The organism is Vibrio maerlii (genome assembly GCF_003415655.1).
Lineage (GTDB): Bacteria > Pseudomonadota > Gammaproteobacteria > Enterobacterales > Vibrionaceae > Vibrio > Vibrio maerlii.
The window spans coordinates 249,625-274,175 of sequence record NZ_QRHC01000003.1; the positions used below are offsets into that span (position 1 = coordinate 249,625).

Consider the following 24,551-nt stretch of genomic DNA (forward strand, 5'->3'; position numbering starts at 1 on the left):
AATGTTGAGCTTGTTCTAAAGCTTTTGGCTCTGGCTCTGGCTCTGGCTCTGGCTCTGGCTCTGGCTCTGGCTCTGGCTCTGGCTCTGGCTCTGCTCTGGCTCTGGCTCTGGCTCTGGCTCTGGCTCTGGCTCTGGCTCTGGCTCTGGCTCTGGCTCTGGCTCTTCCAGTGTATTGTCGGACTCAAACGCGTCAACAATTTCAGATAATTCTTCCGTTAAAACAGGCTCTTCTAGTAACGCACTAAAATAGTCATCGAGTGCCTGCTCACCGGATAAGGCACTATCTTTGTTCATCGATAGCTAACCTTCCTAGATAGATTAAGAGTTGCTTGTAAGCAAACACGCCTCGGCTACCCGATGCAAAGTGAGAAGCAGGTAAGTTCTTTAAGCTCGCATCTCTGAACTTGGTATCGATAGGTACCGCAGATGTCCAAACTTGATTTGGATAATCACGTTTCAACTGAGTTAACGTTTGCAAAGAAGCCTTGGTGCGCTTGTCATACATTGTCGGTACAACCGTCACTTTGAACGGACTCTTGCGCGACTTCTGCATGATCGACAAGGTGCGTACCATTCGTTCAAGACCTTTCATCGCCAAAAACTCGGTTTGCACTGGGATCAAGATACGATCACTCGCAGCCAGCGCGTTCACCATCATTACGCCCAAGATAGGCGGACAATCGATCAGCACATAGTCATAGTCTTGACTCAAGGCTTGTAGCGAACGCTTTAGGATCAATCCCATACCGCTGCGATTCCCCATGACACGGTCTAGCGTCGCAAGCGACATGTGTGCTGGGATAATATCGATACCTTCAACCTGAGTTTCCAGTATCAATGGACGTACCTTCTCACGCTCGAATGACTTAAGTTGAAATAGGTCAAACAAGCTTGAGCTTAGTGCATCACTGTCAAAGCCAAGATAAGTAGTAAGCGAGCCATGGGGGTCAGTATCCACCAACAATACGCGGTGGCCCTGCTGGCTCAATAAACCAGCAAGAGTCACTGTAGTTGTTGTTTTACCAACGCCGCCTTTTTGGTTGGCAACACTCCAAACGATCATTATCGATTCCTACGCAAGACCAACTTCAACCAACATGCGCTCGGCAATACGGTCTAAAGGAAGGTCTTCAGTTGAGATGCCTGCTTTTGCTACAGCTTGAGGCATACCATAAACAACACAGCTATCTTCGTCTTGTGCCCAAATGGTTGAGCCTGCAGACTTAAGCATGCGCGCGCCTTCACGGCCATCAGCACCCATACCGGTCAACACCATAGACAAAACTTTGTCACCATAGCTTTTAGCCGCCGAGCCAAATGTCACGTCAACACATGGCTTGTAGTTCATTCGGTCACCGCCATCAATGATGCGTAACTTAGCCGCACCAGGGCGACCATCAACCATCATTTGCTTACCACCAGGAGCAAGGTAAGCAACACCCGGCTTAAGCACATCACCATCTTCCGCTTCTTTCACCTGAATCTTACATAGAGAGTTCAAGCGCGCCGCAAATGCCGCGGTAAATGTCGCTGGCATATGCTGAATGAGCAAAATCGGCTGCGGATAGTTCGCAGGTAACTTGGTCAAAATTTTCTGCAGTGCAACTGGGCCCCCCGTTGAGGTGCCAATCGCTGTCAATTGGTACTTCTTACCTGATGCCTTGAATTTCTTACCAACGGGTGCTGCTATTGGAGCAGACTTAGCGATAGAAGAACTCGTTGCCGAAGCCGTTGAAGCAATGGACGCCGCACGAACAGGACGCTTCTTCATCAATGCGCGCTTAGAGGCAATTTCAGCGACGCGTTGTTGCAGCAATACAAGCGCTTCATCACGGTTACGAGCGATGTCCTCGAACTTCTTCGGTAAGAAATCCAGAGCACCGGCATCTAATGCATCCAGGGTTGCTTTTGCACCATCGTGCGTTAGCGATGAAAACATCAGGATTGGAGTCGGATGGCTGGCCATGATCTCACGAACGGCAGTAATACCATCCATCACAGGCATCTCGATATCCATTGTGATCACGTCAGGCTTGATCTGCTGCGCTTTTTCTACGGCTTCTTTACCGTTTGTAGCAACATCTACAACCTCAAGACGTGAATCTGAGTTAATAATTTCACTTACGCGGCGACGAAAAAAGCTTGAATCGTCGACAACTAAAACTCTAATAGCCATGTTTATCCTTAATTATTACTGGCTTACACTCGTGATGCCGCTGCATACTGCCTAAGAAGATCTGGCACGTCCAGAATCAGGGCAATATGACCATCACTTGTGATTGTTGCACCAGCCATACCTGGTGTTCCTTGCAACAGATTATCAAGTGGCTTGATAACCACTTCTTCTTGGCCGATTAATGTGTCGACAACGAAGCCCACACGTTGACTGCCTAGCTGAACAATCACTACATGGCCATGACCTGTGCGGATCTTTTTACCTTGAGCGGTTGGTGCTAACCAATTCTGTAGATAAAACAGTGGGATAGATTTCTCACGCACAATAATAGTGAGCTGGCCATCGACCACGTTGGTTTTCGACAGATCTAAGTGGAAAATCTCATTAACGCTTGCAAGCGGCAGTGCGAATGGATGACCACCGACACCGACCATTAGCGTAGGTAGAATTGCCAGTGTTAACGGTACCTTGATCGTAATCTTGGTGCCTTTGCCCATTTCTGAATCAATATCAATTGAGCCATTTAGCGTGTTGATCGCAGTTTTCACTACGTCCATGCCCACACCACGACCAGAGATATCTGAGATCTGTTCTTTACTTGAGAAACCTGGTGCAAAAATAAGGTTAAAACACTCTTTGTTGCTCAAGCGTGAAGCCGCATCTTCATCCATAATACCGCGCTTAACTGCGATACCACGTAGTTTATCTGGGTCCATACCGCCGCCATCGTCAACAATAGCCAGTTCAATATGGTCACCCTCTTGAGATGCCGACAGAATCACTTTACCAGTACGTGACTTACCTGCTTGAACACGGTCTTCAGGCATTTCAATACCATGGTCAACCGAGTTACGAACCAAGTGAATCAATGGATCCGCAAGCGCTTCGACTAGGTTCTTATCTAGATCGGTCTCTTCACCACGCATCTCGAGTACGATGTCTTTATTTAGGCTACGAGCCAGGTCGCGAACCACTCGAGGGAAACGGCCAAATACTTTCTTAATTGGCTGCATACGAGTCTTCATCACCGCACCTTGAAGGTCCGCAGTGACGACATCTAGATTCGCTACCGCTTTCGACATTTCTTCGTCGTTGCTGTTAAGGCCAAGACTAACCAAACGGTTACGAACCAGTACTAGTTCGCCCACCATGTTCATAATGGTGTCGAGTGTTGATGTATCAACACGTACAGTCGCTTCCGCTTGAGGTTTTTTAGCTGCCGGTGCTTTCGCTTCTGCCTTTGGCTTAGCGGCTGCTTTCGGTGCCTCTGCTTTTGGTGCAATAGGCTGCGGAGCTGGTTTCACTTCAGGCTGTGGTGCTGGTGTCGAAACTGGTGGAATATCTGCTGGACGTGTCGCAGCATCAAGCTCTTCGGCAGACGGGCCATTACCTGTACCGTGCAGCTCATCAAGCAGTTTTTCGAACTCTGCATCTGTCATCAGGTCGTTGTCACCAGCAGAGCTTGCCGGAGCAACGGGCTCTGGTGGCGTGACAGGCGCTGGCGCTGATACATTGCTTGTCGAAATAGCGCTTGAAGGTGCATTACCTGCACCATGCAACTCATCAAGCAATCTTTCGAATTCATCGTCAGTGATATCACCAGAATCCGCAGGCTGGACCGGCGCTGGTTCCGCTGGTTTTACCGATGTTGGCGAGCCACCCGCACCATGAAGTTCATCAAGCAACTTTTCAAACTCATCGTCGGTGATTTCATCAACCGATGATGCTGAAGTAATACTTGCTGGCTCAGGAGTTGCTTCTACAACAGGCGCAACAACGGGTTCAACGAATACAGGCTCAGCTACCACTGGTGCAGCAGGTGCTTCTTGGCTCTCAGGCGCACTTAGGCGATGTAGCTCGGCAAGCAGACCTGGATCTGCCGCTTCAAGAGGCTCACGCTCTTGTAGTGCTTGGAACTGAACGTTTACTGTATCAAGAGCTTGTAAAATGGTGTCCATCAGCTCAGAGGTTACTGAACGCTGGCCATTACGCAGAATATCGAAGACGTTTTCAGCACCGTGACACGTATCTACTAGTTGAGATACAGACAAGAAGCCTGCACCACCTTTTACAGTGTGGAAGCCACGGAAGATTGCATTCAGCAGATCTTTATCGTCTGGGTTATTCTCCAACTCAATAAGCTGTTCAGACAACAGCTCAAGAATTTCTCCTGCTTCGACTAAAAAGTCCTGAAGAATATCTTCGTCTAATTCATAGCTCATAAATAACCTTTAAAATCCTAGGCTAGACAGTAAATCGTCCACTTCGTCTTGCGACGCTACTGCATCCTCTCTTTGTTCAGCGTTTAGGATTGGTCCTTCTGCTGTTATTGGAGAGGCTGCTGGTGATTCAGTCTTTTGCTGACGTTCGGCTTCGCCAAACACCGTTAATATCTCGACAAGTCGGCCTTCTACTTCTTCAACAAGTGTGATGACACGACGAATAATTTGACCGGTTAGATCCTGGAAATCTTGTGCCATCAAGATCTCAGTAAGCTGACCCCGAAGCTCAGTGCTATCGCCTTCAACTTGCGAAAGCATACCGTCAATGCGATGACAGAGTGCTTTGAATTCATTGATGTCGATACTGCCGTTCATCAGTTGATTCCACTGAGGTCGTACTTCAACGAGTCCTTGGTGAAGCCTGTCTGCAATTGGCATCGATCGGTCAACTGCATCCATCGTTTTATTGGCAGCCTGCTCTGTCTTAGTAATGACGTATTCAAGGCGATCCCTAGCGTCAGGGATTTCGTCATTGGCTAATTCATTTATGCGCGAGTCAGAATTAAATTGCTGCAACGAATCATGCAGTTCACGGGTTAACTCTCCAACTTGACGATAGATCTCGTCCTGATGATCGTCGTGCATCGTTTTTAAGAGTTCAGAAGCCTCTTGCTGTTGTTCCTGCTCAAGCAGAACAACAAGCTGCTTCGCATCTTGTAATGAAATCATTCAAAAATACTTACTGTGATACCTAAACCAAGCCAAGTCACTTTGGCCGTGATCAGCCTCGATTAGAGACGCTCAAAGATCTTGTCTAGCTTCTCTTTCAGAGTTGCAGCGGTGAATGGCTTCACGATGTAGCCGTTAACACCTGCTTGCGCAGCTTCAATGATCTGCTCGCGCTTTGCTTCAGCAGTGATCATCAATACAGGCAAATGCTTGAGCTCAGCATCGGCACGAATGTGCTTTAGGAGGTCGATACCTTGCATGCCTGGCATGTTCCAATCCGTTACAACAAAATCGAATTCGCCTTTCTTCAGCATAGGAAGTGCTGTTAGACCATCATCCGCTTCTTGAGTGTTGTTGAAACCAAGATCACGTAATAAGTTCTTAACGATACGGCGCATTGTTGAGAAATCATCAACAATGAGAATTTTCATATTTTTGTTCAAAGTTGCCTCCACTGAATCAAATGTCAGTGTTATTAATCATTTTGTGTCCACGCACTCAATTTGGTGCGTAGGCGTTGCATCGATTGACTCAGAATTTGGCTTACACGTGATTCGCTTACACCAATAACTTCACCAATCTCTTTTAAATTCAGCTCTTCATCGTAATAAAGAGATAAAACCAAAGCTTCCCGCTCTGGTAAACTTTTAATCGACTCTATCAACGCTTGGCGGAAAGATTCGTCTGCCACACCCTTGAAAGGTGTATCGTCTTCTTCAACCTCGTTAGATACTGTATCGACCGGTACACCCAAATCTTCAATACCAACGAGCTTAGAGCAGTTAATATCGGTCAACGCAGCGTGATATTGTGCCAAAGTCATATTTAAATGCTCGGCCACCTCAACATCGCTTGGGTCTCTTCCTAGTGTTGCTTCAAGTTCACTGATCGCTTGAGTAATAGTCCGATTGTTCTTATGAACTGAGCGTGGAACCCAATCACCGCGACGAATATCGTCCAGCATTGCACCTCTGATCCTTATGCCTGCATAAGTCTCAAAGCTTGCTCCTTTTGAGCCATCATAGTTACGTTGCGCTTCAATCAGGCCAATCATGCCTGCTTGAATAAGGTCTTCAACCTGAACGCTAGGAGGTAAACGTCCCAAAAGGTGATGTGCAATACGTTTTACCAACACAGAATATTTTTCTAAGAATGCCTGCTGGCTATTCATATTCGCATGTTGGTCGTATGTAAGCGCCTTATTCACCAAAAGGTTCCCCTAACACGTCACGACGGTTTAGCAAGCGCTCGACAAAGAACTCCAAGTGTCCACTTGGTGTCTTCGGAATCGGCCAGCTTGCTGCCTTATTTGCTAGTGAACTGATTGCCAGTGCCGCCGGTGAACGTGGGAATGCATCGACCACAATTTTCTGTCTTTTCACCGCTTGGCGCACTTTGTCATCCAATGGGATACACGCCACAAGCTCTAAACTCACGTTCAAGAATCGTTCGGTTACTAACGTTAACTTAGCAAACAATTCTCGCCCTTCACGGTAGCTTCGTACCATATTGGCAACCACTTTGAAGCGTTGAACTTGGTGCTCTCGGCTCAAAAGCTTAATCAAAGCATAGGCATCGGTAATCGAGGTTGGTTCATCACAAACCACAACCACAACATCTTGTGCAGCACGAGAAAAGCTCACGACCATGTCAGATATACCAGCTGCCGTATCGATTAGCAAGACGTCAATCTCTTCTTCGAGAGAACCAAACGCTCTGATCAGCCCGGCGTGCTGGCTAGGTGAGAGTTCCGTCATGCTTTGTGTGCCCGAAGTCGCAGGAATGATGCGGATACCGTATGGGCCTTCAACTATAACATCTTTAAGCTCGCACTCACCTGCAAGAACGTGACCTAGGTTGCGCTTTGTCCGAATACCAAGCATCACATCCACATTTGCGAGTCCAAGGTCTGCATCAAGTACCATAACCTTCTTGCCCTGACGAGCTAAGCACATCGCCATGCCTAAGGTTACGTTTGATTTACCGACACCACCTTTACCGCCTGTTACCGAGATAACCTTGGTCAATGTTGGTTGTGTTAAGCGACGGAGGCCGCTTGCTTGATCTTGTATCATATTTTCAGTCATCATCGTCCGCCGCCTATAAACCTTCCGAGTCACTGTTCCAGTAATGAGGTTCATCCTCAGTCGACTTCTCTAATAGTTCGTTTGCTTTCGCTACCATGTACTTCGGTTGAGCAACCACAATATCTTCCGGTACGCGCTGCCCGTTTGCGATGTAAGCCACAGGTAGAGCGTTTTGCACTACAACACTAATAAACTCACCTAAGCTGAGAGACTCATCTAGCTTAGTCATGATGCAACCAGATAGTGGAATGCGTCTGAAGTGCTCAATGGTTTCCTGCAACACTTTTCGTTGCGCTGTTGCAGGAAGTACGAGATAGCTGTGAATCACCTCGCCACTTTCTTGCATCAAAGTGTCCAATTGCTCGGACAAACGAACGTCACGTTGACCCATACCTGCAGTATCGACCAACACAAGCTTGCGGTTTCTTAATTGATATATTACTTCGGCCAGTTCGTTCGAATCTTTAGCAACTTTTACCGGGCAACCCATGATGCGACCATAGATAGATAGCTGCTCATGAGCACCGATTCGGTAGGTATCCGTCGTCACTAACGCTACATTATCAGCGCCGTATTCCATTGCAGCTCTAGCCGCCAATTTTGCGATGGTGGTTGTCTTTCCAACACCTGTTGGCCCCAATAGAGCAACAACACCACCACGGCGTAGAATATCTTGTTTAGTAATCGTTATTTGATCAGCAATTAAAGCTAACAACGCCTTCCAAGCTCGCGATGGCTGAGTATCTTCAGGGATATAACATGCCATTTGATCGGCAAACTCGGGAGAAAATCCCATACGTTCCAAGCGCTTAATAAGCATGGCACGCAGAGGTTCACGACGCTCCACTTCCTGCCACATTAAACCCGATACTTGATGCTCGAGAAGACGACGGATAGAGGTCATCTCTTCACGCATGACTTCAAGCTCTGATTCGCTTTCAGGCTCATCATGCTGTGGGCTACGGCGATCATATCGAGTTGGATCCAGTTGCGGTTGCTTGCGCTCTAAGCGGCGATCTTCGGCAATCAGGCGAGACAAACCAGACTCTTCTTGATAAGAAGAACCACTTTGTGGACTCGTTGTCTGACGTGACTCGCTGCCGCGGGCATCTGACTGACGCTGTAATAACGCAGAAAGTGAATCAGCTGGCGGACGACTCGGCTCTTGCTCAGGCTCTTGGCTGTATTGCTTAAGCATGTTGGCAAAACGCTTGGTCATTGAACCACCGCCTTGCTTACTGCCCGAACCAAGACTGACTTGGTCGTCTTTTAATGCACGCTCACCAGATTGTGAGTAATTAGAAGGAGCACTCAACTGTGAGTAGTTTGAGCTTGAACGAGCAGGCGTAGCTTGGTGCCTACTTGCCGGTGCTGCTTTCGATTCGCCATCTATGGCTGCAACGATTTCAACCCCACCCATCACCTTCTTATTGGACATAATAACCGCATCCGACCCAAGTTCTTCTTTCACTTGAGCCAGAGCTAATCTCATGTCTTTGGCAAAAAATCGTTTAATTTTCAATCTAGTAACCTGAATTTGGTCAATAATTCAAACTTGCAGCATCCATTGCTGCGAGCATTAAAATCTTTAATTACCTACTGCCTGAACAATTCGAATTTGCTTCTCGTCGGGTATTTCTTGGTAAGAAAGTACTCTCAGGTTCGGGATTGTATTCTTAACAAACTTCGCTAGTGTTGTTCTTAACACGCCCGAAGTCAGTAGTACTGCAGGTTCGCCTTTGAGTTCTTGGTCTTGTGTAGCCTGACTCAAAGAGGCTTGTAAACGCTCGGCTAAACCAGGTTCTATACCTGCCGATTCACCACCTGCAGCCTGCATCGTTTGATGCAAGATTTGTTCCAGCTCAGGAATAATAGTAATCACTGGCAACTCTGGCTCTATCCCATTGATTTCCTGAACGATTAAACGTTTTAATGCGATTCTTACTGCCGCTGTAAGAATGTCGGGTTCTTGACTCTTTGGTGAATATTCAGACAGTGTTTGAACAATAGTACGAATATCACGAATTGGGATTGCTTCATTAAGCAAATTCTGTAGCACTTTTACGACAACACCCAAAGAAAGCTGGTCTGGAACAAAGCCTTCCACCAGTTTCGGTGCAGAGCGTCCCAGCATCTCCAGTAGGTTTTGCACCTCCTCGTGACCAATAAGCTGTGACGCATTGTTGGTCAAAAGCTGGCTCAAATGTGTTGCCAGAACAGTCGCGGAATCCACCACGGTGTAGCCAAGCGCCTGAGCGTGCTCACGCTGATCTTCTTTAATCCAAACCGCCTCAAGGCCAAACGCCGGGTCTATGGTTGGCTCACCTTCGACCATGCCGTAAACCTGGCCTGGGTTGATCGCTAGCTCTTGATCTGGACGAATCTCCGCTTCACCAACGGCAACGCCCATCAAGGTAATACGATAGCTATTCGGTGTTAGCTCGAGGTTGTCACGGATATGTACTGCAGGGATCAAGAAACCAAAATCTTGAGAGAGCTTTTTACGCACACCTTTCACACGCTCTAGTAGCTCTCCGCCTTGGTCTTTGTCCACCATTGAAATAAGTCGATAACCGACTTCTAAGCCAATGGTATCAACGGGTTGAACGTCATCCCATGAGAGCTCTTTCTGAGCAGATGCCTCACCACCTTGAGTCGTTGTCGCGGGAAGGTTTTTCTCTTCTTCTGCTTCTTGTTTTTTCTTCTTGGTAAGCATATACGCGCCACCACCCGCAATTGCAGCCAAGAGCAAGAACGCAAAGTGTGGCATACCTGGGACGATCCCCATGACGCCGAGTATAGCAGCAGTAATGGTCAGAGCTTTCGGATTATCGAATAGCTGAAAGACTACCTGCTGTCCCATGTCTTCATCGGTATTTTGACGCGTCACCATAATCGCCGCACCGATCGACAGTAGTAACGACGGGATTTGTGCCACTAGGCCATCACCGATGGTTAGTAAGGTGTAAATCTCAATCGCTTCACCAAAACCAAGACCGTTTTGCGCCATACCAATCGATAAGCCACCGATGATGTTAATGAATAGGATCAAGATACCAGCAATCGCATCACCCTTTACAAACTTAGACGCACCGTCCATCGAACCGTAGAAGTCTGCTTCTTTGGTCACTTCAAAACGACGTAACCTTGCTTGGTCTTGGTCAATCAAACCGGCGTTAAGGTCGGCATCGATAGCCATTTGCTTACCTGGCAATGCATCAAGGGTAAAGCGTGCACTCACCTCTGAGATACGACCTGCACCCTTGGTAACTACCATAAAGTTGATGATCATCAAGATGATGAAAACAACCAGACCTACCGCATAGTTGCCACCAATAACAACGTTACCGAAAGCTTCAATCACATTACCTGCAGCGCCCGCACCTTCGTGGCCATAAAGCAATACCACACGTGTCGAGGCCACGTTCAACGCGAGCCTTAATAGGGTTGAGATAAGCAGTACGGTTGGGAACGCTGCGAAATCTAATGGTCGACGGGTATAGACCGTTACCAATAACACCACCATTGCCAGAGCAATGTTAAAGGTAAAAAACAAATCGAGAAGAAATGCTGGGATCGGTAACACCACCATTGCCAAGGTCGCAAGAACCATAATCGGTGCACCGATAGCCGGCATTGCACGGCTAGGCAAAGGAGGCAGTTTGTCTGAAAATGGTAAGGCGAACTTCATAAATTACCGATTCTTCTCACTAACTAATTGGGTCAATAAAATTTGGGAGCACAGGCCTCCCGAAGCACAGCGATTATGCAATAAACACACCAAAACCACGACGAAAAATTGACGGCGTACTGTATCGGCTCACAAATTATTGATAAAGAACTCAATTTAAAGGTTCTGCGGGCTTGATGCTACAGGGTCAGTTACTTTCTCAAATCTGGCGGTATAGGTAAGTTGGAGGCTTGTAGCTTAGGGCGATCTCCACCGCGTTTGCGATACTGCTTCAATTGGAAAACATACGCAAGTACTTGAGCGACGGCGGTAAACAGACCATCTGGTATTTCTTGTTCCAACTCGGTTGAGTGGTATAAAGCACGAGCCAACGGCGGAGCAGGTATCACATAAATATCATGCTCACGCGCCACTTCTCGTATCTTCAAGGCGATATGATCCACACCCTTCGCGACCACGATTGGTGCTTTGTCCGTATCTTGCTTGTAGCGAAGTGCGACAGAGAAGTGTTCAGGGTTAGTGACTATAACGTCTGCCTGAGGAACATCCGCCATCATCCTACGCTGAGCGGCCTCACGCTGAAGCATGCGAATACGTCCCTTCACTTCTGGCTTACCTTCCGTGTCTTTGTATTCGTCTTTCACTTCTTGCTTGGTCATTTTCAACTGATTAGCGTGTTGCCAGATTTGGAACGGGATATCGATCCCCACTACAATCAATAATGAACAGCTGATCAGCAAGATAAAGTTAAGCAGGATATCTAAAGCATGAAAGATATTCTGAGGGTAAACATCCATACTCAGCTGAAAGAGATCTTGTTTAGAAGCATCGATCAGATAGAAAGCCATGCCCGCAACAAGAGCAACCTTCAAGATCGACTTGATCAACTCGACCCAGCTCTGCATGCCGACCATACGCTTCAAACCGCTAAGTGGATTCATCTTAGACAACTTGGGCATTGCTGCTTGTGCAGAGAAACTAATCCCCCCAAGCCCCGCCGCACCAACTAATGCCGCAACAAACAAGGTCACTAATATCATTAGCATTGGCAACAAGATATGAACAAGCGCCCCACTGACAATATCCAGTAGCTTATAGGGATCGAATACTTCGTCGCGACTTAGGGTAAACAAACGCCCCATCACATTAAATAGGCCACGAGCGAGCGATTCACCAAACCACATTAGCGCAACTGAGCCAATGACGAGCACGGAAACAGACGCTAACTCTTTTGAACGTGCAACCTGCCCCTTTTCTCGGGCCTGTTGCAAGCGTCTGGGCGTGGCGTCTTCTGTACGTTCTTGACCGTCTGACTCTGCCAAACTAGCACTCCATCCTAATTAAGCGGCATATCTGTTGCTCGCCTTGGAGCCAGATAATTTCGTAATGATCAAATAAGCCTAGCATTAGATACCAACAAATCGCGAGGCCGACCAGCAACGCAAAGGCAAAACCGAGCGAGAAAATGTTTAGCTGTGGCGCTGCACGCGTCATTACACCAAAAGACAGGTTAATAGTAAGCAACGCAATAATCCCCGAAAGCGACATGCTTAATGCGGCTTTAAACATAATGCCAAACCACAAGGCCATTTCGCGATAATCAACAGCCGTTAATGAACCCGATCCGATCGGCAGCGTTTTAAAGCTCATGACAACAAACTGCAGCATTTTTAGATGACCATCGGTTGCGAGGAAAAACATCGTCGCTAAGAACATGAAGAGCTGACCAAGTAAGGGCGTGTTCTGTCCGTTTGCAGGATCCACCATCGAGGCGAAACCGAGACTCGACTGCATACCCAATATTTGGCCAAGCATAACAAAGGTTTGCAGCATAAACTGGGTAACGGTCCCCATCGCTATGCCAATGATGAGCTGCTCAACGACCGTCAAAAACCCTTGAAAGGAAAGTAACTCAATATTATCCGGAACCGCTGGAATAGCTGGCATCACAGCAAAGGTGATCGCCAACCCTAAATAAAGTCGAACCCGAGTAGGAACAAAGCGCGCACCCGTCACGGTCATCACCATCAACATGGCAGAGATGCGGGTATATGGCCAAAAGTAATTGGCTATCCAGTCTAAAACGATTGCAGTGGGATATTCCATCGCGCCAGCGCCCCTCTGTCTAGAAGAGAACTTGTGGCATACGCTCAATGATATCGAAGAAGAACTCCATCATCATTTGAGTCATCATGTGAGCAAACATCATCAGCGCCAATAGCGTGACTATCAAACGTGGTAAGAAACTTAAAGTCTGCTCGTTGATTGAAGTAGCCGCTTGGAAAATCGCCACAATTAAACCAATCAGCAAGCTAGGAATGATAATCGCACACACCATGATGAGCACCATCCAAAGTGCATCACGGAACAGCTCTACAAACATCTCAGGAGTCATAGTATCTCCTAGCTAGAGGGCAAAACTGCCGGCTAAGGTCGACAGTATCAAATTCCAACCATCAACTAACACAAACAGCATCAGTTTAAACGGCAGCGATACGATCATCGGTGAAAGCATCATCATACCCATCGCCATCAAGACCGACGCCACTACGAGGTCTATAATCAAGAAAGGCAGGAACAACATAAAGCCTATCTGAAACGCCGTCTTAAGCTCAGAAGTGATGAATGCCGGAATAAGAATGCTCATCGACACGTCTTCGGGATTAGTCACTTGCGCACCAGCGATATTAACGAAAGTTTCTAAGTCTTTCACACGTGTTTGCTGCAACATAAACGCTTTCATCGGCTCTTGCGCGATATCAAATGCCTGACGTGCCGTCACCTGTTCATTTAAATATGGCTGTACTGCGGTCTGATTGATTTGATCAATCACTGGCGACATGATGAAGAAGGTTAAGAAAATGGCGATACCAATAATTACCTGGTTGGATGGCGTTTGCTGTAGACCCATCGCTTGACGAAGAATCGACATTACTACCACGATACGGGTAAAAGAGGTCATCAAAATAACCATCGCTGGCAAAAAGCCAAGCATGGTCATTAACGCTAAAATCTGCAGGTTAACCGAGTAATCTTCGCTGCCATCTGGGTTAGTCGTCATGGTAAAAGCAGGAATACCACTGCCACCCGAGACAATACTCTGGGCACTGGCGCCACCTGCTCCCGTTTCACTTGCCATTTGGCTAACGGTCACTGAACTGCTTGAAGTGTCGACCGGTATCTCACCAGCGAGCTCTTCTTGCGCATAGACAAAGGTGCTACTGAAAATCAGCAGCACTAGGCTAAAGAACTGACGAATCCATTGCTTATTTATCATGTTTAGAAAGTAGCTGGCTCAATTGATTAGAGAATGGTGACTTCGACGTACTGTCAGCACTGAGTTTTGCTTCGTCATCGATAGGTTTATCAAGCTTAGAGATAAGGTTGATGGACTGGGCAGTAATCCCAACCAGGAACTGCTCTTCCCCTGCTTGTACAATAACAATTCGCTCTTTAGTGCCAATCGACAGTTGGCGGACGATCTTTAGCCCTTGTTGATTACCCAGTGCAGGCAATTTCATGCGCTTCATCAGCCAAGCTAACAGCAGAATGATCGCCAATACAAAGATCAGCGAGCCTGCTGTTGTCATTAGCTCAACCGAAGATGGGGTTGCTGCTTGTGCTATTGGGGCAAATAAGCCAACGACTAACAAAGATAAAGAACGAGAAGTCACAAGACTACCTAAGCTTCTTAATTCGTTCGGTTTGGCTAATAACGTCAGTGAGTCGGATACCAAACTTGTCATTGACGACAACGACTTCGCCGTGTGCGATCAGCGTACCGTTAACCATCACATCGAGAGACTCGCCCGCAACGCGGTCAAGCTCTACAACCGAGCCTTGATTGAGTTGCAGCAAGTTACGGATGCTGATTTGCGAACGACCGACTTCCATCGAGATAGTCACTGGAATATCCATAATGGTGTCGAGTTTACGACGCTCATCGTCAGAAATGGGTGCTGCAGAATCCGTGAGCTCGTCTAATGGCGCTGCCATAATGTCATCGCCTTGCTGCGCTGCTACATCTTCACTCAGTGCCGCAGCCCACTCATCTGCAAGTTTTTGATCTTCACTAATAGACATTCAATTTTACCTAATTGGTTTATTCGGCGTCTTCTGAGTCGCCATTTTCATCACCGTCAATACCGGCAATGATATCTTTACTTAGAAACGCCAGATCGGTCTTAACCACATCTGGGCGTTTAATTTTCTCTGAAATCTGAACAGCCAGGTTTTCTCCGGAGCGCCCCATCTTCACTCGATAGGTTGGGAGCTCTTCGACAAACATGGTGGCATTCTCTGGCATATCAATTGGAATAACATCTCCCACTTGCAACTCCATCAGGTCACGCAGTGAGATGTCTTTCTCAAGTAAGTTCACTCGGAAGTTAACCGGAACATCCATGATCTCTTCACGCAGAGCGGTACTCCAGCGAACGTCGGTCTCCATCTTGTCAGATTGAACACCGGCATCGAGCAGCTCACGGATCGGTTCGACCATGGAATAGGGCATAACGACGTGGAAGTCACCGCCACCGCCATCGACTTCGATGTGGAATGAACTGACGACGATCACCTCTGTCGGGCTCACAATGTTCGCCATACTCGGGTTTACTTCAGAATCTAGGTACTCAAACTCGACACCCATTACTGGAGACCAAGCCTCTTTGTAATCTTCAAATACCGTTTTCAGCAATAGCTGAATAATACGTCTTTCTGTCGGCGTAAACTCGCGACCTTCAATTTTTGCGTGGAAGCGACCATCACCACCAAAGAAGTTCTCTACAAGGATAAAGACCAGACGAGCTTCCATAGTGATAAGCGCGGTACCTTTAAGCGGACGGAAACGCACCATGTTGAGGCTGGTTGGTACATACAATGTGTTTTGGTATTCACCAAACTTCATCATTTGTACGCCGTTGATCGATACCTCAGCGGTTTTACGCAGCATATTGAACAAGCTGATACGCATATGGCGTGCAAAGCGCTCGTTAATAAGCTCCAAGGTCGGCATACGACCACGAACAATGCGGTCTTGTGAGGAGAAATCAAAATTGACGGCTCCTTCGACATCACTGTCTAATATTTCTTCGACTTCATCGACATCATCTACGCCGTGTAATAGCGCATCAATTTCGTCTTGGGATAAGAGATCTGTCACCGTATACCTACTGGATTACAAAATCTGTAAAAAGCACTCGCTCAATAACAGGTTGTCCAACAACTTCTGTCAATGTCGCTTGAATATCACTGGTCGCTTTTTGGCGTAGCTCAATACGCCCTGTCGGCGTTCTTAATTGTTCAACGGTTGCAGACGCGAAGGTGCCAAGCAATGTACTCTCTATAAGCGGAGAATGATAACGAGCAAGGCCCTCATTCTTAGAGCCACGAACCATCAGCTGAGCTTTAATCTGAATTAAGCGGTCACGTTTATCACCCGTAACATTAAACAGAAACGGTTGAGGAATATTCACGTAAGAAGCAGGGACTTCTTTGACTACCTGCTGAGTCGCTGTTTCGTTGCTTTCCTTTGCTGCAACGCTATCATCGGAAGAACCTAACAAGAAGAATGCAGCCGCACCGCCCCCCGCCAAAAGAACGACTAGCGCGACAATGATTATAATTAGTTTTCCTTTGCCTTTCTTAGCTTCGCCGCCGGTTTGCTCATCAGCCATTGTTAATTACAACTCATCTATTTCAATTGAAGGATATTCTATGCGTAAAAACTAATTCCATCACCTTTTTCAGTGATATTCATCTCAAGATTTACGCTCTCATCATGGTTATCCGCAGAGCCATCTTCACCTGAGGTTCCACCACCGCCCGAGCCGGTTGAACCAGAAGCCATTTGACCTTGCTGTTGCTGACCACTATTTTGCTGCTGTACCGACGTATCAGCTAACTGAACGCCTTGCTGGGCAAGCATTTCACGTAGACGAGGCATGGCTTGTTCAACCATGTCTCTTGATTGCTGGTTTGCAACCGTAAACTGAACACTCGCAACGTCGTTGTTCATGGTCATGCGAATTTGCATACGCCCCAACTCAGGTGGGTCTAATCGTATATCCACACTCTTTAGGTTTTTAGCTAACATCATCTGTACGCGCTCAGCCATCTGCTCACCTGCCATTTCTCGGTTTAAAACCAATGGCGAGTTCACTGCTGCCTGTTGTGCCTCAGCTCGCACCTGATTCGCATTGACACCTTGCTGCATAGCCATACCAGAGAGCTGTTGATCAAGGCGAGCTTCAGGTTGATTGGATTTCTTATCTGTCCCCGCAGCAGCTAACTTACCTACGCCTAACGCAGCCCCTAACTGTGCCGCTTGCCTGTTCGGAGAGGTCGATTGCGCCGCCGCTAATTGGGTTGGGTTTAATGCAGCATTGAACTGCCCCGCTTGTCCTTCATTGTTTGGGGTCGGGACTGATGCGTGTTGACTCATCGCTTGAGGAGCAGCTTGATTTGCTTGTAGAGCTGCGGCTACCGCGGCACCAGATGCTACCGTACTACCGCTATGGGCCACTATTTGTTGATTGTTCGCTGCATTGGCAGGCTGAGCATGAACCACTTGTCCATTCATTAACTGAGCGATCTCTTCTTCGCTCAACTGAGCCAACTCTTCTTCCGGTAGCATGCCTTGTGGATCAGTGTTAGGTTGGGCAGAAGACATTAGAGCCCCAGCGGTTGCGGTAGAAGCGACTGGGTTTATATCCAAACTGCCCGCCTGGGTAACAGATGTTTGATTCATAACATTCAATGGCTGAACCGGCTCAGATGGATTTCCCCACTCTATGTGGCTGTATTGTTCAGACTTAGCATTATTTTGAGCTTGGTTGCCTTGTGTTGTTAACTCCCCAGCTTGCTCAGCAACGAGCTGGTTAGGTGTAACATCTGCACTTGATACATTTCCGTCAGCCAACTGCCCTTCTTTCAATGATAGGGAAGCAGGCGCAACTGCAGAAATACCTGATAGGTCAGTCGTTTTTTGAGAGCCCGTTTCCGGGTCAGCTGCCACAGGTTCAGCACTAACCTGAGCCTTTGTCGGTCTTAAAGATTGGTTTGCTTCTTCGAGTTTACCCAGCAGTGCATTCCCCTCGTCCATCGCTTGCTGAGCGCTACTCTTACTCGCTTGGCCGCTTGAGGCATTGTCGCTAGATACTGTTTGCTCAAATTCACTAGCGGCTGCTAGTTCAGAAATACCCGATCCTGTATTTAAGGTTTTAGAATCAGTAGCAGTGAGTTCTACATCCTCTTTACCCGTTGGTTGAGAGGACTTGTTACTTGTATCCGTCGTGACCCCGTCTGGACCTTCAAGCAGTGCTTCGGTTATTTGCGTCGATCCGCTACTTGAAGCGTCTTTCGTTGTTGAACTTTGAGATCTCTCTTTATCCGCTTTTACATCAACCGCTTCAGCATTACCACTAGTAGGCGTGGCTTTGCCGCCCTGCTCTGCTGCTTTAGCTTTGACTTGCGGCTCATCCGAGCCAACCAGAGCAGATTTGAGTGACGATAGGAAACCCTCAACCTCTTCGGCAGAAGATTGTGACTTACTGTTATTTTTCAATGAAATAGACGCACTAGATTTGTCTACAGATGAGGTAACACTGCTACTCATTTAATCACTCTAACCAAAAAAGGAATCAAGATCTTGAATGCTCAATGCCACAACGGGTGGCAAAGGCAAAACTAATCTATAAAACGATGCAATTATCGAACCAAAAGCTAAAGTGAACGACGGCTAAACTGCAGGGTTGCAAATTCATCCATCTGTTTTTGCTCCGCTTTGTCGAGACGCATTTGCTTCTCTTTTTGTGCTTTTTCTAGCATCCATTCATACGACTTACGCTGCTTTCTCATCTCTAACCAGTACTCGCGGCAGTTCTCAACTTGATCTTTAAAGTGTTGCTCCGCTTGCTTCTGTTTAGCAAGAGTCTCATCCATCTGAGTTAAGAATCGATTCAAGTGGCCGTACTCACTCGCGGTTAGCCCTTGTTTACCACGATCAATCAGTTGATTGCAGTAATCCATGCGGTACTGCTCAATTTGCTTCAGCTGTTGGTAGTAGTTCTCCAGCTCACTGTTAGCACTGTTTAGCGCGAGTACCGCTTGGTTCTCTTTCTCTTTTGCTTGTTCTTGCAAGAATTCCAAAGCTTGGCTCATATGAGGTTACCTTTAACCACCAAGGGAGCTTTTCAGCATGTTGACACACATATCGTATGGCACAGATTCTTTCATGCTCTGTTGCAGGTACTCATCCAAGCGAGGCTTCAAGGTGAAGGCACTGTCAATCGCAGGGTCAGTGCCTGGCTTATAAGCACCAATCGAGACTAGGTCTTGGTTCTTACGACAAATAGACAGCACTTGTCTTACCGCCTTCGACATCAGCATGTGCTCTTCAGTGGTAATCTGCGGCATGACACGACTCACTGACTTCTCAACATCGATCGCAGGATAGTGGCCTGCATCTGCCATTTCACGTGATAGAACAATGTGACCATCAAGGATGGCTCGTGAAGCATCAGCAATGGGGTCTTGAAGGTCATCCCCCTCGGTAAGTACAGTGAAGAAAGCTGTAATTGAGCCTTGTTCATCACTGCCATTACCAGCTCGTTCGACCAACGCCGGCAATTTCGCGAATACCGACGGCGGATAACCTTTCGTGGCCGGCGGCTCGCCAACCGACAATGCAATCTCACGCTGCGCCTGTGCGAAACGAGTCAATGAATCCATCAAAAGAAGAACGTCCAAGCCTTGATCGCGAAAGTATTCCGCTATGGTTAACGCCGTCTGACAGCCTTTTAAACGCATCAGTGGTGAAGCATCCGCGGGAGCAGCAACGACGACAGAACGCTGACGACCATCTGGGCCCAAAATTTCTTCGATAAACTCTTTAACTTCTCGACCACGCTCACCAATCAAACCGACCACAACCACTTGCGCGGTTGTACCACGTGTCATCATGCCAAGTGTTACCGATTTACCGACACCAGAGCCGGCAAACAAGCCAATACGTTGGCCTTTGCCAACGGTAAGCAAGCCGTTGATTGCCTTCAAACCCACATCGAGTGGCTCCGAAATGGGCTTTCGTGCGAGTGGATTAATCGGTTCAGAGTTAAAAGAAGCGCGCTGCTCGGTATAGATCTCACCTAAGCCATCAATTGGGTTACCAACCCCATCAATAACACGACCAAGTAGCTCCATCCCAACAGGAAGACCATCTTCAGAGGTTAAGGGTGTTACCTTTGCTCCCGGCAGGACACCGGTAATTTGCTCACTCGGCATCAAAAATAGATTATCACCTGAGAAGCCGACAACTTCAGCTTCCATTGAACCGGAGATAGTCTCTACACTCACCAAGCTACCCACAGGCGCTTTACAGCCTGTCGCTTCTAAGGTAAGACCAACGACACGAACTAACTTACCCGACGCGATAGCACGGGACTTGTGACCTTCGACTTTGTATTGAGATAGACGTTCGACTAATGGCAGCATGCTACTCACTCATCTGATGGCGATTCTTGCCACAAAAAGACTGGATAACGTTACGGATTCGCTCTTCCATACGATAGTTCACCGAAGACTCACCCGCCTCGATTTGTAGGTCGCCACGATTTAACGCTGGCTCTGCAACCAGTGTCCAGTTACGACAATCCAGCTCCGCTTCACCATAAGCAGAACGAATAATGTCGCAATCTTCTGGTGTTAACTTGATGGTGATTGGATGACCAGCAATAGGAAGCGCTTCTACTGATTCTTTTATGGTATCCAAGATCACTTGAGGATTGGTTTGCACTTCTATATGAACCACTTCTTTAACTAAAGTCAGCACCATATCTACCAACTGCTTCTCAACTTGGCTACTCATTAGTTCAAGTGGTTGTGCAAACTGGTTAGCAAGGTTCATAAAGTGTTCGACTTGCTGCTGGATAAACTCTTGACCAGCGGCAACGCCCTCCGCTTGACCTTGGGTAATACCTTCCGCTTTACCTTCTTCAAGCCCTTGTTCTTTACCTTTTTCATAACCTTGTTTGAAACCGGCTTCTTGACCTAGCATCAAGCCTTCTTGATAGGCCCCCTGCTTGATCAGTTCAATCTCTTCTTCTGTCAGTTGAAGTGGTTCTTCTTCCGTAGGCTCATCAAAGTTTGGTACCCAGCTTGGGTCATAGTTAAACGCCGTTTCTTTTGCGTCTTTGCTTACTTCAGAGGTGTAATCAGGCAGGCCCCATTTTTTAGGTTGCTCTAGATTCGCATCTTCGTCTGGACGTAAGAATCCTCGTTTGCGATCAATTGCCATGTGGTTTAACCCTCTTAGTAAGCTTTGGGGAGTGGAAATGAATACCGCAGCGAAATTGCTGCGGTATCATTAAGTTATTACATTTAAACAATTATAGGAACTCGTCGGCACCGCCAGATAGCATCAATTCACCGCTATCGGCCAATCGACGGGCGATACCCAAGATTTCTTTCTGCGCCGCTTCTACGTCTGCAACACGCACTGGAGGCATCGCTTCAATGTCATCACGCATCATATCGGCAGCACGTTTAGACATGTTCTTGAAGATCTTCTCACGAAGCGCATCATCAGCACCTTTAAGTGCACGCTGAAGCACGTCTTGTGGAACATCTCTAAGCAGCTTCTGAACACCTTGATCGTCCACTTCGATAAGGTTCTCGAATACGAACATAAGGTCTTGGATCTGCGTAGCCATGTCTTCATCTTGGTCGCGAATTTGATCCATCAAGATGCCTTCCACGCTGTTATCCATGTAGTTCATGATTTCAGCTGCAGCCTTCAGACCACCGATCTTCGCCGCTTGAGCACCAGCTTGACCAGCAAACTGTTTCTCCATGATCTCATTCAGTTCAGCAAGCGCTGATGGCTGAACCTCTTCAAGGTTCGCGATACGCATCATCAGATCTAAGCGAACACGCTCAGGGAACTGAGATAGAATTTCTGCCGACTGATCCGCCTCAAGGTATGATAATACAATGGTTTGAATCTGCGGGTGCTCATTAATAATGATGCTCGCTACCTGACGAGGATCCATCCATTTAAGGGAATCCAGACCTTTAGAGCCCGTTCCGAGCAGGATTTGATCAACCAGGTTATTCGCCTTGTCTTCGCCCAGTGCAGCAACCAACGCATTACGCATGAAGTCTTCACTGCCCATACCGATATTGGTGTATTTCTGAATATCTTCCAAGAATGCTCGGTGAACCGCGCTCACTTTATCGGTATTCAGATCCGTAGCTCGAGCCATTGCACTACCTACACGCTGAACCTGTTTTGGCTCTAGGTGACGAATAATGCCCGCCGCATCTTCTTCATTCAGGCTGAGAAGCAGGATGGCTGCTCGCTCATCACCTGAAATAGTGGAAATATCGACTTCAGTGCTAACTTCTGTAGATTCTTCGTTAGCAGGTACAATTTCGTTAGGCATCTTGCATCCAGTTCTTCACTACTTGAGCTGCTAGCTCTGGTTCATTCGCTACAAGCGCACGAACCGCTTTCAGCACATCTTCATCTTTGTGTAGGTTTGGCAGGTCAATACCAGTACCAAACTCAAACAAATCGCCACCTTCGATGTCACCACCGATCAGGCTAGTCTCACCGTCCATACCAACTGGCATGCCGTCAGGACCGTACATTTCATCTTCTTCCTCATCCGCATGAGGGTTAAGCAGTTTCTTCATCGCTGGACGAACAAGTACCAACACGATGATGATGATAACGAGGCCACTAACGAACCAGCGAACCCAATCATTAAAGTTAGGGTGTTCCCAAATTGGCACGTCCGCGATGCTTTCAACTTCCATCTCAGCAAACTTAACGCTTAGCACGTTCAGCAAGTCACCGCGAGCTTCGTTGTAGCCCACTGCACCAATCAAGACTTGGCGAATCGCCTGAAGCTCAGGTTCCGCTAATGGCACGTGTGTCACTTCACCCGTATCAGGATTAGTGATTTGACGATTTTTGATCGCAACGGCAACCGTTTGGCGATCAACAATACCCGTTTGACGACGTTCGTGACTGATGGTGGTATCCAGCTCAAAGTTACGAGTCGCTTCTTTGTGAACTGAACCGTTGCCCATCATTGAGCCATCTTTCATCTGCGCCACATCTTGCGGAATAGACGCATCCGCAGGTGGCTGGTTACTTAGCGCACCTGGCACACCAGCAACGACACTGCCATTGTTGTAGTCTTCCAGCGTGTACTCACTTCGAGTCGCCGGTGTATTCGGGTCATATTGTTTGCGAGTTTGCTCAATCGCGCTGAAATCCATTTGGATATCTACCTGCGCAGTATAGTTGCCTAGACCAAGTATAGGGATCAGGACTGAATCAATCTTCTCACGCAGCGCTTGCTCTTGCTTGCGCTCAAGCTCATGTTCTTTACGACGTGCCGTCGAAGCAGGGTCTTGTGAGCCTGAGCTCAGTAGTCGACCATGCTGATCCGTCACCGTAATACGAGTTGGCGACATACCCGGTACCGCACTTGCTACCATGTCCACGACAGAATCCACCTCTTCTTGATTGAGGTTTGCTCCAGTACGTAGCGTCAGGAAAACCGACGCCGAGGCTTCTTGGTTATGGCGGACAAACACGCTCTGCTTAGGCAAAGCCAGCAGTACCGATGCCTTTCGCACCTGGCGCATCTGTTCGATAGCCTTAGCAAGTTGACGCTCACGGCTTAATTTCAGACGCTCTTGCTCCAGGCGTTGAGAAACCCCAAAGCCCATGTCTTGCAGCAAGATATCATCCCCCTGCTGAGAGCCTTGGTTCAGGCCTGCGCGAGCAAGGTTTAGCTTGAGATCATTATATGAGTTCGCTTCAACATTAACCGTATTGCCATCAAGGTTGTACTTCACCTTTTGCTGATCTAGATAATCAAGGATTGGGATCAGTTCTTCTGTTTCGTAAGAGCCAAGCGGACGCATTTCCGGCTCTTTGACCCAAAAGAAAACCATGACAATCAGCGCCACACAGATAGAGATTGAGAGCACAAGCACCACTTGACGCAATAGGTCAATATCACCGATTGCTAAATCAAGCTTTGAGGTACTTTTCTCATCGAGATCTGGGTTCTGAGTATCTAAATCACTCGAGGTCGAGCTCACTAGATCGGTGCTGTTATCACCGTTAGATACTGTTAAATCGGTACTCAATTTATTCTCCGCAAGGCTAATCGCTTACAAAATCAGGAACAAGGTTTATCAAATTAATAGCGGCCAATTACACAGGCATGCTCATTAACTCTTTGTAAGCTTCCACGAGCTTATTACGAATCTGGATGGTTGCATCAAAGGCAACACTCGATTTGTTTCGAGCTATCATTACATCTGATAGTGAGACATCGGCGTCGCCTCTATCAAAACGAACTTGTAGATCACCTGAGGTCTTTTGAAGGCCGTTCACATTATTGATGGCTTGCGTCAACATATCACCGAAATCAGCACCCACCTTTTGGCCTGTTGCTGCTGATTGCGTGTTAAGCGCTTCAAGCTTCATTGCCTGCATTTCGCCTTGAATTCCACCAATATTCATTCCATACCTCAAATGCCGCCAAAAATATGGCGTATTGTTTACTATATTTATTGACAGTGCAATCAGTATGCCAGAATTAATTCTCTAGCATACTCATACC

At 47.4% G+C, this 24,551-nt stretch carries 25 protein-coding genes; all 25 read right to left on the bottom strand.

From position 1 onward, the window contains the following. Positions 1 to 15: 15 nt before the first annotated feature. The 25 genes from DPF91_RS22365 to fliE all read right to left on the bottom strand — a co-directional run bounded on the left by DPF91_RS22365 (position 16) and on the right by fliE (position 24,451). A complete protein-coding gene (locus DPF91_RS22365; protein WP_338116862.1) occupies positions 16 to 294 on the bottom strand; it encodes a hypothetical protein in 279 nt (92 codons plus the stop codon). Continuing rightward, a complete protein-coding gene (locus tag DPF91_RS05440; protein ID WP_117233426.1) occupies positions 281 to 1,063 on the bottom strand; it encodes a ParA family protein in 783 nt (260 codons plus the stop codon). Before DPF91_RS05440 ends, DPF91_RS22365 begins: the two co-directional genes overlap by 14 nt. Before the next feature lie 9 nt (positions 1,064 to 1,072). After that, positions 1,073 to 2,176 (bottom strand): protein-glutamate methylesterase/protein-glutamine glutaminase, encoded by a 1,104-nt coding sequence (locus DPF91_RS05445; protein WP_117233427.1) that lies wholly within the window; start codon positions 2,174 to 2,176, stop codon positions 1,073 to 1,075. 23 nt (positions 2,177 to 2,199) lie between these two features. After that, a complete protein-coding gene (locus DPF91_RS05450; RefSeq protein ID WP_117233428.1) occupies positions 2,200 to 4,398 on the bottom strand; it encodes a chemotaxis protein CheA in 2,199 nt (732 codons plus the stop codon). Between the two features lie 9 nt (positions 4,399 to 4,407). Further along, positions 4,408 to 5,127, bottom strand: coding sequence for a protein phosphatase CheZ (locus DPF91_RS05455; protein ID WP_117233429.1), 720 nt, complete (start codon positions 5,125 to 5,127; stop codon positions 4,408 to 4,410). Between the two features lie 62 nt (positions 5,128 to 5,189). Then, positions 5,190 to 5,558, bottom strand: a complete 369-nt coding sequence (gene cheY, locus DPF91_RS05460) for a chemotaxis response regulator CheY (RefSeq protein WP_008218307.1) — start codon at positions 5,556 to 5,558, stop codon at positions 5,190 to 5,192. A 44-nt stretch (positions 5,559 to 5,602) separates the two neighbouring features. Further along, entirely contained in the window at positions 5,603 to 6,334 is a 732-nt protein-coding gene (locus DPF91_RS05465) for an RNA polymerase sigma factor FliA (RefSeq protein ID WP_117233430.1), read from the bottom strand. Next, positions 6,327 to 7,214, bottom strand: a complete 888-nt coding sequence (locus tag DPF91_RS05470; RefSeq protein WP_117233787.1) for a MinD/ParA family protein — start codon at positions 7,212 to 7,214, stop codon at positions 6,327 to 6,329. Before DPF91_RS05470 ends, DPF91_RS05465 begins: the two co-directional genes overlap by 8 nt. 13 nt (positions 7,215 to 7,227) lie before the next feature. Further along, positions 7,228 to 8,736, bottom strand: coding sequence for a flagellar biosynthesis GTPase FlhF (gene flhF / locus DPF91_RS05475; protein WP_117233431.1), 1,509 nt, complete (start codon positions 8,734 to 8,736; stop codon positions 7,228 to 7,230). Between the two features lie 66 nt (positions 8,737 to 8,802). Then, on the bottom strand, positions 8,803 to 10,905 hold the full coding sequence (gene flhA, locus DPF91_RS05480; RefSeq protein ID WP_117233432.1) for a flagellar biosynthesis protein FlhA: 2,103 nt from the start codon (positions 10,903 to 10,905) through the stop codon (positions 8,803 to 8,805). 191 nt (positions 10,906 to 11,096) lie between these two features. Further along, entirely contained in the window at positions 11,097 to 12,227 is a 1,131-nt protein-coding gene (flhB, locus tag DPF91_RS05485) for a flagellar biosynthesis protein FlhB (RefSeq protein ID WP_117233433.1), read from the bottom strand. A 1-nt stretch (position 12,228) separates the two neighbouring features. Next, positions 12,229 to 13,011, bottom strand: coding sequence for a flagellar biosynthetic protein FliR (fliR, locus tag DPF91_RS05490; protein WP_117233434.1), 783 nt, complete (start codon positions 13,009 to 13,011; stop codon positions 12,229 to 12,231). 19 nt (positions 13,012 to 13,030) lie between these two features. Further along, entirely contained in the window at positions 13,031 to 13,300 is a 270-nt protein-coding gene (fliQ, locus tag DPF91_RS05495; RefSeq protein ID WP_117233435.1) for a flagellar biosynthesis protein FliQ, read from the bottom strand. A gap of 12 nt (positions 13,301 to 13,312) precedes the next feature. Continuing rightward, the gene (gene fliP, locus DPF91_RS05500) at positions 13,313 to 14,182 is read right to left on the bottom strand and encodes a flagellar type III secretion system pore protein FliP (protein ID WP_117233436.1); all 870 of its coding nucleotides are present in this window, start codon (positions 14,180 to 14,182) and stop codon (positions 13,313 to 13,315) included. Beyond that, positions 14,172 to 14,651 carry a flagellar biosynthetic protein FliO gene (fliO, locus tag DPF91_RS05505; RefSeq protein WP_117233437.1) on the bottom strand — a complete coding sequence of 160 codons (480 nt, stop codon included), beginning with the start codon at positions 14,649 to 14,651 and terminating at the stop codon, positions 14,172 to 14,174. Before fliO ends, fliP begins: the two co-directional genes overlap by 11 nt. Next, a complete protein-coding gene (gene fliN, locus DPF91_RS05510; RefSeq protein ID WP_117233438.1) occupies positions 14,584 to 14,988 on the bottom strand; it encodes a flagellar motor switch protein FliN in 405 nt (134 codons plus the stop codon). Before fliN ends, fliO begins: the two co-directional genes overlap by 68 nt. Positions 14,989 to 15,007: 19 nt before the next feature. After that, complete coding sequence (gene fliM, locus DPF91_RS05515; RefSeq protein WP_117233439.1) at positions 15,008 to 16,066, bottom strand: flagellar motor switch protein FliM; 1,059 nt, start codon at positions 16,064 to 16,066, stop codon at positions 15,008 to 15,010. A gap of 7 nt (positions 16,067 to 16,073) precedes the next feature. Further along, complete coding sequence (gene fliL, locus DPF91_RS05520) at positions 16,074 to 16,580, bottom strand: flagellar basal body-associated protein FliL (protein ID WP_117233440.1); 507 nt, start codon at positions 16,578 to 16,580, stop codon at positions 16,074 to 16,076. A 38-nt stretch (positions 16,581 to 16,618) separates the two neighbouring features. Further along, complete coding sequence (locus DPF91_RS05525; protein WP_117233441.1) at positions 16,619 to 18,520, bottom strand: flagellar hook-length control protein FliK; 1,902 nt, start codon at positions 18,518 to 18,520, stop codon at positions 16,619 to 16,621. A 107-nt stretch (positions 18,521 to 18,627) separates the two neighbouring features. Then, complete coding sequence (gene fliJ, locus DPF91_RS05530) at positions 18,628 to 19,065, bottom strand: flagellar export protein FliJ (RefSeq protein ID WP_117233442.1); 438 nt, start codon at positions 19,063 to 19,065, stop codon at positions 18,628 to 18,630. Between the two features lie 12 nt (positions 19,066 to 19,077). Beyond that, entirely contained in the window at positions 19,078 to 20,397 is a 1,320-nt protein-coding gene (fliI, locus tag DPF91_RS05535; RefSeq protein WP_117233443.1) for a flagellar protein export ATPase FliI, read from the bottom strand. Position 20,398: 1 nt separating this feature from the next. After that, positions 20,399 to 21,199 carry a flagellar assembly protein FliH gene (gene fliH / locus DPF91_RS05540; protein ID WP_117233444.1) on the bottom strand — a complete coding sequence of 267 codons (801 nt, stop codon included), beginning with the start codon at positions 21,197 to 21,199 and terminating at the stop codon, positions 20,399 to 20,401. 91 nt (positions 21,200 to 21,290) lie between these two features. Next, the gene (gene fliG, locus DPF91_RS05545) at positions 21,291 to 22,346 is read right to left on the bottom strand and encodes a flagellar motor switch protein FliG (RefSeq protein WP_117233445.1); all 1,056 of its coding nucleotides are present in this window, start codon (positions 22,344 to 22,346) and stop codon (positions 21,291 to 21,293) included. Then, positions 22,339 to 24,072, bottom strand: a complete 1,734-nt coding sequence (fliF, locus tag DPF91_RS05550) for a flagellar basal-body MS-ring/collar protein FliF (RefSeq protein ID WP_420855574.1) — start codon at positions 24,070 to 24,072, stop codon at positions 22,339 to 22,341. Before fliF ends, fliG begins: the two co-directional genes overlap by 8 nt. A gap of 67 nt (positions 24,073 to 24,139) precedes the next feature. Further along, positions 24,140 to 24,451: a flagellar hook-basal body complex protein FliE gene (gene fliE / locus DPF91_RS05555; RefSeq protein ID WP_117233447.1), complete on the bottom strand. Its 312-nt coding sequence runs from the start codon at positions 24,449 to 24,451 to the stop codon at positions 24,140 to 24,142. Positions 24,452 to 24,551 lie beyond the last annotated feature (100 nt).